General features: G+C 50.1%; 11 protein-coding genes. 6 read left to right on the forward strand and 5 right to left on the reverse strand.

Annotated elements, in window-relative coordinates; translation table 11 throughout:
- Positions 1-617 (reverse strand): MutS N-terminal domain-containing protein (locus tag J0895_RS05345; RefSeq protein ID WP_479724796.1); only part of this gene is annotated, 617 nt, incomplete at its 3' end.
- 260 nt (positions 618-877) lie between these two features.
- Between J0895_RS05345 and J0895_RS05350 the strand changes: the two genes are divergently transcribed.
- Positions 878-1,651, forward strand: coding sequence for an RNA methyltransferase (locus tag J0895_RS05350; RefSeq protein ID WP_207087086.1), 774 nt, complete (start codon positions 878-880; stop codon positions 1,649-1,651).
- A 238-nt stretch (positions 1,652-1,889) separates the two neighbouring features.
- Here the strand turns inward: J0895_RS05350 and J0895_RS26255 are convergent, their stop codons facing one another.
- Positions 1,890-2,021: a hypothetical protein gene (locus J0895_RS26255; RefSeq protein WP_277989785.1), complete on the reverse strand. Its 132-nt coding sequence runs from the start codon at positions 2,019-2,021 to the stop codon at positions 1,890-1,892.
- 344 nt (positions 2,022-2,365) lie between these two features.
- Here J0895_RS26255 and J0895_RS05355 point away from each other — a divergent pair, with 344 nt between their 5' ends.
- Both J0895_RS05355 and J0895_RS05360 read left to right on the forward strand, forming a co-directional pair.
- Positions 2,366-3,994 (forward strand): serine hydrolase, encoded by a 1,629-nt coding sequence (locus J0895_RS05355; protein WP_340643456.1) that lies wholly within the window; start codon positions 2,366-2,368, stop codon positions 3,992-3,994.
- A gap of 157 nt (positions 3,995-4,151) precedes the next feature.
- Positions 4,152-5,387: a vWA domain-containing protein gene (locus J0895_RS05360; protein ID WP_207087087.1), complete on the forward strand. Its 1,236-nt coding sequence runs from the start codon at positions 4,152-4,154 to the stop codon at positions 5,385-5,387.
- A 255-nt stretch (positions 5,388-5,642) separates the two neighbouring features.
- On the opposite strand, the gene J0895_RS05365 is transcribed toward J0895_RS05360, so the two are convergent.
- Positions 5,643-6,569, reverse strand: coding sequence for a PEP-CTERM sorting domain-containing protein (locus J0895_RS05365; protein WP_242541072.1), 927 nt, complete (start codon positions 6,567-6,569; stop codon positions 5,643-5,645).
- 590 nt (positions 6,570-7,159) lie between these two features.
- Between J0895_RS05365 and menB the strand changes: the two genes are divergently transcribed.
- Positions 7,160-7,993: a 1,4-dihydroxy-2-naphthoyl-CoA synthase gene (gene menB / locus J0895_RS05370; protein ID WP_207087088.1), complete on the forward strand. Its 834-nt coding sequence runs from the start codon at positions 7,160-7,162 to the stop codon at positions 7,991-7,993.
- Positions 7,994-8,223: 230 nt separating this feature from the next.
- On the opposite strand, the gene J0895_RS05375 is transcribed toward menB, so the two are convergent.
- A complete protein-coding gene (locus J0895_RS05375; protein WP_207087089.1) occupies positions 8,224-8,565 on the reverse strand; it encodes a hypothetical protein in 342 nt (113 codons plus the stop codon).
- Between the two features lie 509 nt (positions 8,566-9,074).
- The gene (locus J0895_RS05380; protein WP_207087090.1) at positions 9,075-9,638 is read right to left on the reverse strand and encodes a DciA family protein; all 564 of its coding nucleotides are present in this window, start codon (positions 9,636-9,638) and stop codon (positions 9,075-9,077) included.
- 177 nt (positions 9,639-9,815) lie between these two features.
- Here J0895_RS05380 and J0895_RS05385 point away from each other — a divergent pair, with 177 nt between their 5' ends.
- Positions 9,816-11,168 carry a hypothetical protein gene (locus tag J0895_RS05385; protein WP_207087091.1) on the forward strand — a complete coding sequence of 451 codons (1,353 nt, stop codon included), beginning with the start codon at positions 9,816-9,818 and terminating at the stop codon, positions 11,166-11,168.
- A 246-nt stretch (positions 11,169-11,414) separates the two neighbouring features.
- On the forward strand, positions 11,415-12,170 hold the full coding sequence (locus tag J0895_RS05390; RefSeq protein WP_207087092.1) for a PspA/IM30 family protein: 756 nt from the start codon (positions 11,415-11,417) through the stop codon (positions 12,168-12,170).
- The last annotated feature ends 660 nt before the right edge of the window (positions 12,171-12,830 follow it).

Consider the following 12,830-nt stretch of genomic DNA (forward strand, 5'->3'; position numbering starts at 1 on the left):
CGCAACAATGTGCCAATATCCGGTGCATTGGTTGGCACAAGCACTTCTGACGGTTGCAGACGCATGAGTTCTTGTGCGAGATGTTCTAAATCCTCTGCTTGGGTGGTGAAGAATTCCCCGGTGGAAATATCAGTATAAGCCAATCCCCACTGATTCCCCGCCATCAAAACTGCGGCTAAAAAGTTATTAGTGCGAGCTTTGAGCATTCCATCTTCGAGGAGTGTACCCGGGGTAATCACCCGAGTCACTTCGCGTCGGACTAACCCTTTTGCTTCGGAAGCATCTTCCACTTGATCGCACACGGCGATGGAGTAGCCTTTTTCCACTAATTGCATGGCATACCGTTCTAGGGCATGATGGGGAACGCCGGTCATGGGGACTCGTCCCACCTCTCCGCCTTGTTTACTGGTGAGCACTAATTCCAATTCTCGCGCCACGACGATCGCATCCTGGAAAAAGGTTTCAAAGAAATCCCCAACGCGATACAACAGCAGGGAATGGGGATATTGATCCTTGACTTCTGCATAATGCTGATACATCGCCGAGAGGCGATCGCGATCAAGTTCTCGATAGTCAGCATTGGTAAGATGGGTCTGGGTAGTTTTAATCCCAGTCATATCTGTTGGGGTAGATGCAGAGGGGCGATCGCTCATGGGTTTATCCAGAATCCAAACACAGGGCAAGCCATTTGGCTGTTTATAGATGATAAACTGCTGCCATCCCCGATGTTCTAAAAACTTGCTGAAATCTCCCATCGGTTACCCGGGGAGGCGATCGGCACAGGGTGGAGCCTGCCTCAGTTGCATTGGGTCGCCGATTCCTCTATAATCCAGACTCTCTCAGACTTAGAAGCATCCCCACCCTGATCATTCCCACCATGAGTGAAAGCGCATTAGCCAGAATTCGGATCGTGCTCGTAGAACCGGCTGGCCCCTTGAATGTGGGTTCAGTGGCCCGAGTGATGAAAAATATGGGGTTGTCTCAGTTGGTCCTGGTGAATCCTCAGTGCGATCGCCAGGATGAATGGGCGATTAAAATGGCCGTACATGGGGCAGATATTTTAGAAGCGGCCCAAATTGTCAACGAACTCCCACAGGCCCTGGTGGGATGTCAACGGGCGATCGCAACCACCGGGCGTTCCAGGTCCTTACCCACGGACTTAGAAACCCCCCGAGTCGCCCTCCCTTGGCTGTTAGAAACCCCTTCCGCCTTAATTTTTGGTCGAGAAGACCGAGGATTGAGCAATGATGAACTCAACTACGCCCAGCGATTCGTTCAAATTCCCTCCAGTCCAGAGTATCCTTCCTTAAACTTGGCCCAATCCGTCGCCGTTTGCGCTGCTGAACTCTACCAACAGGCGACTGGACTCTCAGAAGACAAATCCAGCAACCCATCCCCCTTCATCAGCGCCAATCCCAGCGTTCCTACTGCTTCTCTAGATGAATTAGAGGGATATTATCAACAGTTAGAACGATTGTTATTGGAAATTGGGTATCTTTATCCTCATACTGCGCCCCGGAGACTGGAAAAATTCCGACGGTTGTACAATCGTGCTCAATTATCCAGTCAAGAAGTCGCCATGTTGCGGGGAATCTTGACACAAATGGAGTGGGCATTGTCCCAAGGATCCGAGGTTGGTGATACGCTATAAGCGTTATAGCCCTTGAACAGAGAAATTCTCAAGCAACCCAGTTTCTGCCCCGGAGTTTCGGGCCAAGGTTGTCCGCGCGGGTGCATCCGATGTTTGGACAGTCTGCCCTCATCCCCCCCGCCTTACAAGAGTAAGTTTTTTACGTTCATGGTGATTTGCCTTTCTATTAACTTCAGCGACGGTCCCCTCCCCTTGCCAAGGGGAGGGTTCCGGTCCCCTCCCCTTGGCAAGGGGAGGGTTAGGGTGGGGTGTCGGCGGTGCCGGGGCGATCGCCTGAGTTACGAAGAAATAGGGTGGACCAGCCTCCATACAGGCGATTAAGCCTCCAGTGAGTGCGTAACTCAGGCGATCGCCACGTCACCGCCGACACCCCACCCTAACCCTCCCCTTGGCAAGGGGAGGGGACCGTCGCTGAAGTTAATAGAAAGGCAAATCCCCCTGAACATAAAAAACCTACTCTTGTAAGATCCCCCCCCGCCCCTTCTCCCAAAAAGGGAGAATGGGAGCCAGATTCAAAGTCCCTCTCCCCCTTTGGGAGAGGGATTTAGGGTGAGGGCGGCGAGCATTGGGATGATCCCGTCCGCGCGATCGCCAAAAGAGTGCCTCAAGGGGTTACGATTGTCGGTGCTGCGGTCAAAGGTGATCCTAAGAACGGGTACTTTAAGGGCTGGGTTAGCCTAACAAGCAGCAAGAACGAAACAAGAGGAGTGTGGTGTGGCTCAAAGGTCTCCAATTCGGTCATTTTTGTCGGTAGTGCCTTCGGAAAAATCAGAGTCTGGCGAACCGACAAAGCGGGTAAAAAAAACCAAAACCAAGACATCGGGGAAAAAAGTAACCAAATCAGCTTCCCGTAAATCTATCCCCGGGACCCGTGGCGATCGCCGTCAGGAAGCGCCACCCCGGGACCCTAGACAAATGGGATCAGCCATCCCCACCTTAAGCGATGGCGAAACGGCACAACCGCCCCAATCTCGGTCTCATCTGGCCCAACAACAGCAACAGTCTCAACAGTTAGCTGAACAATTGCGAATAGGCCGGGTCCCTCATTCCCGGAACCAACCGGATTCTGCCAATCCAGACAACCCCCGTCCTCCCCGTGGGTCAAAATCCCGCGATCGCCTTGCCGAACAACGACCTTCTACCTCGACTCGTTCTACCCCCCTGAGTCGTCAGTTGGCCCAAGAAGGATCCGACTCTCCCCGGGAACGAGTTCCGGGACGAAGACCCCCAGATTCAGGAAATAAACCCCCACGCAAGCGGACTCCAAAAGCGCAATCTAAACGCACTGCCGGGACTTCCTCCAAACCGAGTTCCCCCCAAGCTAGAACCCGGAAAACCACCGATAAGAAACCGAAACGGACTAAAATCTCGCCCCTGATTTATGGGGCGCGGTTATTGATTCTTGGGGTGGGACTCGGCGTACTCGCGGGCACACTCTTGTCCATCTGGAATCCTGCGGATAACTACACAGTAGGGGCGACTGGAAACGCTGAAACCCAAGAAGAACAGCAGGAACAGGCTGCTGCTGCCTACAATCTCCAGGCCCTGCCTATCAGCCAGGAAATCACGACCCTGAAAGAAAAATTGCAGGAAATGGCGGCAGAATATCCGGAATTGACCCCGGGAGTTTATGCCATTGAATTGGATACCGGGGCATATCTGGACTTGAATGGGACCCAGAAATTTTCCGCTGCCAGTACGATTAAGGTGCCGATTTTAATTGCATTTTTTCAGGACGTGGATGCGGGAAAAATCACCCTGGATGAAATGCTGACCATGAAACAAGAGCATATTGCCGAAGGGTCCGGGGATATGCAGTTCACCGAACCGGGGACGAAGTACAGCGCCCTGGAGACGGCGACTAAAATGAGCCAGATTAGCGACAATACGGCGACGAATATGTTAATTGAGCGGTTGGGGGGTGCAGCGGCCCTAAATCAGCGCTTTGCATCCTGGGGATTGAACAACACCGCGATCGCCAACCCTCTCCCGGATTTAGAGGGAACCAATACCACCAGTGCCCAAGATTTGGTGCAGGTGATGGGACTGGTGGAACGGGGACAGGTGCTTTCTCTGCGGAGTCGCGATCGCCTGTTGAAGATTATGCAGGGCACGGTGAATAATTCCCTACTCCCCCAAGGATTGGGTTCTGGCGCGGCGATCGCCCATAAAACTGGGGATATTGGGACTGCCATTTCCGATGCTGGATTGGTGGATATGCCCAATGGCAAGCGTTATTTAATAGCAGCGATCGTCAAACGTCCCCACAATGACCCAGCGGCAGAAGAGTTAATCCGGCAAATGTCCAAAGTTGTTTACCAATCCTTTAATGGAGAACTCTAGGCATGAGACCCTAACCAGCAGAAATCTCCATTCTGATCAGGATTCTCCCTTCTTTACTTAGCGGTCTCGATAGCGGATGTGCCAAAATCCAGATAGATAAAGACCTTGATTAGGTCAACCGATCGGGACTGCTTTTTGTTTGCCAGGAGAAATTTTAATGAAAGTTGCTATCCATCCAGCCCTGAGTGATGCCAATATAGACGCGGGTCAACCCAGTTCTCAGCGTCAACTTTCCCTATCCATTTCCGCGATCGCCGCCGGTTTAGAAACCTCTGTCCCCCTGAACCTCTGTCTGATTTTGGACCATAGCGGATCCATGACCGGACGTCCATTAACTACGGTGAAAGAGGCTGCCTATCGACTAATCGACCGACTCAAACCCGGCGATCGCCTCAGTATCGTCGCCTTCGATCATCGCGCCAAAGTGATCGTCTCCAATCAGGCGATCGAAGACATCGATCGCATCAAAAAACAGATTGACAAACTCAAAGCTGATGGCGGGACTGCGATCGATGAAGGCATGAAAAAAGGCATGGAAGAACTCAAAAAAGGCACAACCGGCACCGTCTCCCAAGCCTTTATCCTCACCGATGGCGAAAACGAACATGGCAGCAACGATCGCTGTCTCAAATTAGCCTCCGAAGCAGCCGATGCCAACCTCACCCTCAACACCCTCGGATTTGGCGATCACTGGAACCTAGATGTCCTCGAATCCATTGCCACTGCCGCCCGAGGTGCACTCTGTCATATCGAACGCCCGGAACAAGCCGTCGAAGAGTTTAGCCGCTTATTCAGTCGGATTCAATCCGTCGCCTTAACCAATGCCTATCTGCAACTAAAACTGATGCCAAAAGTTCGCCTTGCCGAACTCAAACCCATCGCCCAAGTCTCACCGGAAACTATCGAACTCCCCGTAGAGGCCAAGAATGGACTGTTCGAGGTGCGCTTAGGGGATATTATGACCACAGAACGGGTGATTTTAGCCAACCTATATATTGGCAAATTTGCAGAAGGCAAACAAACCCTAGCGGAATTGCAAATTCGTTACGAGGACCCTTCCGCAGGACGGAAACAGATTCTCAGTGATCCGGTTCTCGTGGATGCCAATGTATTGAGTGCCTATCGCCCGGCGATCGACCCCACCGTACAGCAACATACCTTAGCCTTAGCGAAATATCGGCAAACCCAAATTGCCGAACAAAAAATCCAACAAGGCGATCGCCTCGGTGCCGCCACCATGCTACAAACTGCCGCCAAAACAGCCTTACAAATGGGCGACAAAGGCGCAGCAACCGTCCTCCAAACCAGCGCCACCCGCCTCCAAGAAGGACAAGAACTCTCCGAAGCCGATCGCAAAAAAACCCGCATCGTCTCCAAAACCATTTTGCAATAACAACCATCAAAAAAGCGGCAGACATGAATCTGCCGCTTTTGCAATCAATCCCCTCCCCTCAACTCTCTGTCACACCTTCAGTCGTTCTTCAATGTTCGTAGTAACGCCTGAAGGCGTTACTACGAACCGATTTTAAAAAAAATTAACCCCAACCCTTTAATATTAAACCTCCCCTGAATCAAACCAGAGGAGGTCAAAACATGATGGAATTCAACCGGACAAAATTAATTAGTGACTTCAGGGACGAGATTGAATCTATCCTTCAACTGCGATCGCCTGACCTTTTTTCCGAGCCCGACTCCCGGCAAAAGTTAAACCCAATGCCATTAACCCAAGCATAGTAGAGGGTTCTGGCACTGAAACATCACCAGGTGGAACAGAAGCCACAGCAAACTCACCCAATAATGCCACTCCATCATTCGCACATTCTGCGAACAAATTCGCCACAAATTCACCCACCGGCATTAAAGACTTATCAAAGCTAAACCCGAACGTCTGAGAGCCAATCGCCGAGAAGTTAGCGAAATCCAACCCTAACCCAGTAAAATCATTGATGAGATTAATCCCACCCAACAAATTCCCGGTCTTAATCGAGTTCAAAACCGTATGAGTCCCAGAGGTTTGACCGTCAAAGTAGGAGTCATTATAAGCGAGGTCACCCATAGACGCGGTGCCACCTCTACTGCTGACATGGTCCGCATGGTGGGTTAAATTCGTAAATCCAGAGTTTTCCTTTGTCACACTTTTGAGTGTCACATTATTATAAACCCCAACGCTGCTCACCCCAGAATTGCTGTTTTCCGTAAACCGGATCCCAAATAAATTGCCACTCGCATTGGCGGTTTTCAAATTATCACCGGAAAAGTTGAAAATTAAATCGCCCCAGCCAATATGCTTATCTGCCGCATAGTTATCACTGGCACCCGTAATCGGTAGGTTGGCATTAATCGCGACAAAAATACTGTTGCTTTGGGTATCCTCTTTAACAGCCATGCCATACATTTCGTATGTACTGTTAGCCCCAATAATATTTCCTTCTGCCCCATCGTTAAACGAATCAATGGCGTAGTTCCAGCCATTATGAAGAGTTCCGGCATTCGCTTGAGGTACGGTAACCCCCATCAAACAAACGGTGGCTGTAGCGGTTCCTAAGATAGTGTTGAATAAAGTTGCTTTCATCATGGTCCCCTCGTCACTTGGTGTTGAACTTTCATGCTTATGTTTACAATCTTATGAACTTTTTTCGGGGAATACAAGTCTTTTTATTAAAGCTTGAGTAAAGATAATCCCCACATTCTCTCCCCAGAGGTTATTTTTACAAGATTTTATTTTAAAATTTTAATTCATTGATTTAGCTGTTGCGTATATTCACTGAAACATTTATTGAAATTAGTCAGTTAGAGGAGTTATTCCTTTTCACTTTTCCAAACTGTTCTCAGGAAAAACACGTAATTAAAGGGCAGAGTCAAAACTTTATAAACAATCTGATGTGGGAACAGAACAGATCGTCTCTATTCACTCGATTGCTGAACCCGCTTCAAGATTGATGGAGCGCCCAACCCTGAATTTGCTAAGAAAATCAAGGTTTTGAAGGCAGTTTTTATTGTCCATCAAGGGTTTTGACCGGATATTAATCGGGAGTAATTCCCCAAATTGCCAGGATAGGGCCGCAGGGGTACTTCTGAACAAGCGGCGATGAGGGGCCAGGTGCAGCCCAAGCACCCCAGGCAAGGTACAATGCACGATCTGATGTCGCGCAGCTACTGGATGAAATGCAAATCAACTGGCAAACCGCTAAAACTTACGAAGATATCCTTTATCACAAAACCGATGGGATTGCCAAAATTACCATCAACCGTCCCCACAAGCGCAATGCCTTCCGTCCGAAAACCGTAGTTGAACTGTATGATGCCTTCTGCAATGCCCGGGAAGATACTCGGATTGGGGTGGTGTTATTCACGGGTGCGGGACCTCATACTGATGGCAAATATGCGTTCTGTTCCGGTGGCGATCAAAGTGTGCGGGGGGAAGCGGGATATATAGATGAGGCGGGAGTTCCCCGTTTAAATGTCCTGGACTTGCAGCGGTTAATTCGGTCCATGCCGAAAGTCGTGATTGCCTTAGTGGCGGGATATGCGATCGGGGGCGGCCATGTTTTACACCTAATTTGTGATTTAACCCTAGCTGCCGAGAATGCTATTTTTGGGCAAACGGGACCGAAAGTGGGTAGTTTTGATGGGGGTTTTGGGGCCAGTTACTTGGCTAGAATCGTGGGTCAAAAGAAAGCGCGGGAAATCTGGTTTCTCTGTCGTCAATATAGTGCCACCCAAGCGTTAGAGATGGGTTTGGTGAATGCGGTGGTGCCGGTGGAACAACTGGAGGCGGAGGGTGTCACCTGGGCGAATGAAATTTTAGAGAAAAGCCCGATCGCCATTCGTTGTCTTAAAGCCGCTTTTAATGCCGATTGTGATGGTCAAGCGGGGTTACAGGAACTGGCGGGGAATGCCACGATGCTGTATTACATGACCGAAGAAGGGGCGGAAGGAAAACAAGCGTTCCTAGAAAAAAGGCAACCAGATTTTCGTAAGTATCCCTGGTTGCCATAATTTTTAAATTGCCTAGATTATTCACTGCCCTTGAATCATGCAACCCGGTTTGGAAATCCAACCGGGTTTTTACCGCTGATTTGTAAAAGTGATGTCTAAAAGTTGCGATCGCTTCTGGAGTTTAACCCCAGAAGCGAGAGTCTCTGAGTAATTATACTGAGCGATTCAACCGAATAATGCGATCGTTTAACTTTTATTGAAAGAACGTGAATGTCAAATTTTTTGTCGCTTTAGCTGACTGAGACAAAATGCTCACCGTTATCGGGTTTGTTTAAATTTTGAGGGACAACAACCCCATCGGTTTGAGCCTCATGTCTCTGTGCTGAGGGTTGGTGGAATACCCGTTCTAGGGATAGAGTCCCTTCTACCCGGAGTCGTTGGTCTTCCAAGAGGATCAGATCGGGTTTAATGTCTTCCCAAGAAGGAGCAAAGGGCGGTAAAGCTAACGAACAAGCTTTCCAGCCTCCACGAACCAGTACACCGAGTTGTTGGCAGTTTCCACCGCGACGGCCTTCAGGGGTATAGAACCGACAATGGCGACAGGATGATGATGGGCAATTTGAGGTCTTCATTATGGGTGCTTGAGGGAAAATCAAATGATGTTTCTATTATGATGTAAGGTGATTTTACGCAGGAAAGGCATCAAGCCTTTATCCCGTATAGGTTTAAGCAATCCCCGATAAAAATTCATCTTAACAATTTCTTTATTATTCTGTAAAAAATAGCAACAATTCAGTTAAGTAACCGCTCATCTTGACCCTGCTAACTGGATGAGTTCAAGTCAAAAATTTATGGGGATCAACATTTTAGCCAATCGTTTGGCTCAAGGATAAGGGGAGATTTCAGGTAAGATAGCTTCCCTAAATCCCCAGATTTTACCTTTTAAGTCAGGAGTTGGTAGTCCCAAATACAAAGAAGAGAAGGGATTCAAGATAAAGATTTGAGGGATATATTGATAATGGAGATGGGGGTGGGCAGAGTCCGCAAGGCGGGATCGGGATGTTGGACTGGCGCGTCCTGGAGTCTGAATCACCAACCGTTGATGATGTGGAGTGCGGCCATCCCAGCTCTCTAGTCGCCCTTAGCCTGACCACTGTTTCGGAGCACAGAGGGCACAAACCGACCAGCGATCGAGTTCACCCGGAGGAGTGGGAGAACCACAATGGGGACAAAGGGGTAAACCCTGCGATCGCGCTTGGACCCGCTGTGCCCAGCGATCGAAAGTCCCTTGAGCATTCTCAACCTCAGAACCCTTGGGAGTTTCGGCATCGGGACTCAACTGAGCTAGTCGAGAAGGATGATCCTGCCAAAGTATTTCTTGATCCGCCAAATCTGGACATTTAACGTCAGATCTAGACCAATCCTTGGCAGAAAATCGAATATCGGCGATCGCCTCGGAGCGCCCCACATTCAACCGTTGCAAAATCCGTCGGCGCTCAAACATCAGGTTTTGCGCCCAAGCTGCACTAGAAGTCGCCACCCGGAGCACCCCCCGTTCCACCGCTAAAGGACGAGTATGTTGACTAATCTTCGGTCCGACTGCGATCGCCCAAGATTCAATCAACTGCTGATATTCCCGTTGCTTTTGTCCCAGGGTCTGAGCTGCCAGGTCGCCTAAAATATGATCAAGAGAGTTAAAAGCCATCGAGTCAAACTCAACATTGAACTGAACCATTTAAAATTGGGTGCAACAGTACAGTCTGTGACTCTTGCCATGCCTCCTATTATAAGGATGGGCATCGGCCAGAATCAGTCAGACTCCCCATAAGCTGGGAGCAACCCAGACTACAAAATCATCACGAAATCACACAGGAGAGACGGCATGAGCGAACGGTCCCTAAAGGCGAGTCCCGCCCCAGTTTCCCCAGAGACGGGATTAAAACCAGTATTGCAGTCGGTGCTAGAAAGTTTAGATGTCAAGCTAGAGTCAGAATTAACCCGCTATCGGCGACAAAAACGGGGTGATGCCGTGCAACCGTCCTACTCTGGGAATGGGTTGACCCCTCCTCAAAAAACCGCAGTGGATTTAATTACCCTGTCCCCCAGTAGCACGCCACCCCAGCAGTCTCCCTCCTTAGAACTGCCTAGCGCTCAGACGTTGAAATTCGAGGCCCTCAAACCGATGCCGGGACCTGACGCGCCAAAAACGCCGAGTGCTGCTGTTAACGGGAGTCAGAATCAGCCCTTGGGTATTCCGGCGATCGCCACCTCCGGGGACAACGGTAACGGACCCTCCCCAGACGAGCCAGGAACTGCCAATGGCACTGGCTTATCTACAGAAAGCCCCGGTGCCCTTGTCGGACCGACTCAGGGTACTGACCCGAAGGATCCCAATGAGTATCTCGACTCTTCAGAAAAATTGGTCAGTAGTTTAGATCGAGATAATGCCAAAAAGCTGGCTGAACTAAGGGCTAGACGAAAAACTCGGTCCCAAAATAGCTTTCTGAGTCCCTTGGGAATTGGGTCAATGCTGTTATTTGTGGCAGCAAGTGCCACCTTAGTTTATGTGGCCACTCAGATGGGAGAGGCTGAGAATGGAGGCACTCGGACGCAAGCCAATCGAGGTAGAAATGCGAATAGTCAGGTGTCTGAGCAGCCCTTGCCGAATGAAGCGGGTAGAATTACCCCAGATTTAACCAATTCCCAGTTTAAACCGCTGGATTTAGGCAATCTCGGAACTCTGGAAGAGAAACCCCCGGTTGCAGTTCCGGCACCGAGTCCCCAAGCTTCTGTCCCTGCTTCTGCGGGGGCGATCGCCCCAACGGTCACTCCCAACTCCGCCCCCGGTACTCCGGCCCCAACTGACCCAGGGTTGAGCAATCTGACTACAGACTATCTCGCCGGATCAGCACAGCCTACGGGGACTCCACCGGCCACCGGAACCGCCCCCACTGTCGCTCCGAATGGGGGGACTACTACCCTAGGACCGGCAGCACCCGCCCCGACTACAGGGGTCAGTCCGGCGTCATTCCCTGGGTTTTACTATGTCGTGATGGATTATCAGAATGATGAGAGCTTATGGAAGGCGCGAGAAGTCGTACCGGATGCCTATTTGCGCGAGTATCCGATCGGGGTTAAGATTCAGGTCGCAGCCTTTGAAGATCAAGCCTCAGCTCAAGCAATGCTGGAACAAATGAAGAAGCAAGGGATAACCGGGCAAATTTATAAGCCTTAAGGGATAGACTGCACAGCCTTTATCAGACTGCGATAGCATAGGATTAGGGTTCGTACCCAGTCCGCAACAGGCAGGATGTTAACGCTAGAGTCTAGGCGATCGCCTCTTGGGGGAAGGGGTTTGTAAAAAAATTGCCAGCCCTCGGTTACTCCCTAGAAGGCGATCGCCTTGTTTTAAAACCCTGACATTTTAGCCCAGTACCCGGGGCGAGCTTAGACCTACTATGCAACTTATATGGAGTCCGTTATGGGATTGTTTGACCGAATCATGAGGGTGATTCGCGCCAATATTAATAGTCTAATTAATAAAGCCGAAGACCCCGAAAAGATTCTCGAACAGACGATGATTGAGATGCAGGAGGATTTGATCCAACTGCGACAAGCTGTTGCTCAGGCGATCGCGACCCAAAAACGCACTGAACGTCAGTACAGCCAAGCCCAGTCCACCGCTGACGAATGGTATCGACGGGCGCAGTTAGCCTTGCAAAAGGGGGATGACAACCTCGCCCGCGAAGCCCTGACCCGTCGTAAATCTTACCAAGATACGGCGACGGGCATGAAAGCACAGATCGACCAACAAACCACAGTGGTGGAACAGCTCAAGCAAAATATGCGAGCTTTAGAAGGTAAAATCGTCGAAGCGAGGACAAAAAAAGACCTTTATATCGCTCGTGCGCGGTCCGCCCAGGCATCCGAGCGACTCAATGAGATGCTCGGGAACGTCGGGACGGGGAATGCAATGGCGGCTTTTGAGCAGATGGAAGAAAAAGTCATGCAACTCGAAGCGCGATCGGAGGCAGTCGCGTCCCTCGGTGGCGATGACCTAGAAAAAAAATTTGCTTCTCTAGAATCCGGGGGTGAGGTAGATCAAGAATTAACGGCAATGAAAGCGCAAATCAGCGGGAGTAACCCCTCTCGTCCTGAGCTTCAGGCTGTCTCTGCTCCCCCAGATCCGGAAATAGAAGGAGAACTCCAAAAACTCCGCGATCGCATGGAGGAGTAACCCTGGGGAGGGGGTGTCCTCTCCATCCATCCTCAAGGAGCAACTTCCCACTAGCCTGCCTCCGGTTCCCCGCTCAATTTAGGGTGAATTTGCCAGAAATTCGTTCCGTTGCTCCCCGTCAAAATTGATAATTCTGTGAATTGGCAGGTGCTGATGAGCGATCAAAACTTTAAGCTTTACCCTTTAAGATAGGAATTAAACCCACTTAGAAAAACTCCCCAGGCGCTGAGAGCCCCTATCCCGTTTCTCTTGACTCAACCAGCGACCCTTAAATCAGTGCCTCTTGAATCAGTGCTTTCGGAGTCAATATTGCCGGTGGTCCATCCACCCCAAAATATATCGTGATGTAGCGCGAAATCGGGTCAGGAACCCCATAGCTGAAGCTAGGGGCTTGTAAGAGAAATCCCGCAAGCCTATCCTGACCAGCCTAAGTTTTTACTGACTACGTTTTTTGAGTCACGACACCAAGGAGATGCGAAGCTAGTTCCCTGCTCTGTCATCTGCAATTAAACAGTCTTAAGGTCACTGAGACAGTGTTGCAGGTCTAACAAGCTCTTAAAACCTTATTGAAGCTAACTTAACCCGAAAGGGAAAATCGGGGGGCAACCATACCCCCACCCGAAAGGGGTCTAGTAAAGCAGTTCACAAAAAGGATGGTTA

Source organism: Phormidium pseudopriestleyi FRX01, assembly GCF_017313335.1.
GTDB lineage: Bacteria > Cyanobacteriota > Cyanobacteriia > Cyanobacteriales > Laspinemataceae > Laspinema > Laspinema pseudopriestleyi.

Bases quoted from the DNA above. Each gene is read 5' to 3' on its own strand.
- J0895_RS05350 (WP_207087086.1), top strand. From the start codon at position 878: ATGAGTGAAAGCGCATTAGCCAGAATTCGGATCGTGCTCGTAGAACCG.
- J0895_RS05360 (WP_207087087.1), top strand. From the start codon at position 4,152: ATGAAAGTTGCTATCCATCCAGCCCTGAGTGATGCCAATATAGACGCG.
- J0895_RS05365 (WP_242541072.1), bottom strand. From the start codon at position 6,569: ATGATGAAAGCAACTTTATTCAACACTATCTTAGGAACCGCTACAGCC.
- menB (WP_207087088.1), top strand. From the start codon at position 7,160: ATGCAAATCAACTGGCAAACCGCTAAAACTTACGAAGATATCCTTTAT.
- J0895_RS05375 (WP_207087089.1), bottom strand. From the start codon at position 8,565: ATGAAGACCTCAAATTGCCCATCATCATCCTGTCGCCATTGTCGGTTC.
- J0895_RS05380 (WP_207087090.1), bottom strand. From the start codon at position 9,638: ATGGCTTTTAACTCTCTTGATCATATTTTAGGCGACCTGGCAGCTCAG.
- J0895_RS05385 (WP_207087091.1), top strand. From the start codon at position 9,816: ATGAGCGAACGGTCCCTAAAGGCGAGTCCCGCCCCAGTTTCCCCAGAG.
- J0895_RS05390 (WP_207087092.1), top strand. From the start codon at position 11,415: ATGGGATTGTTTGACCGAATCATGAGGGTGATTCGCGCCAATATTAAT.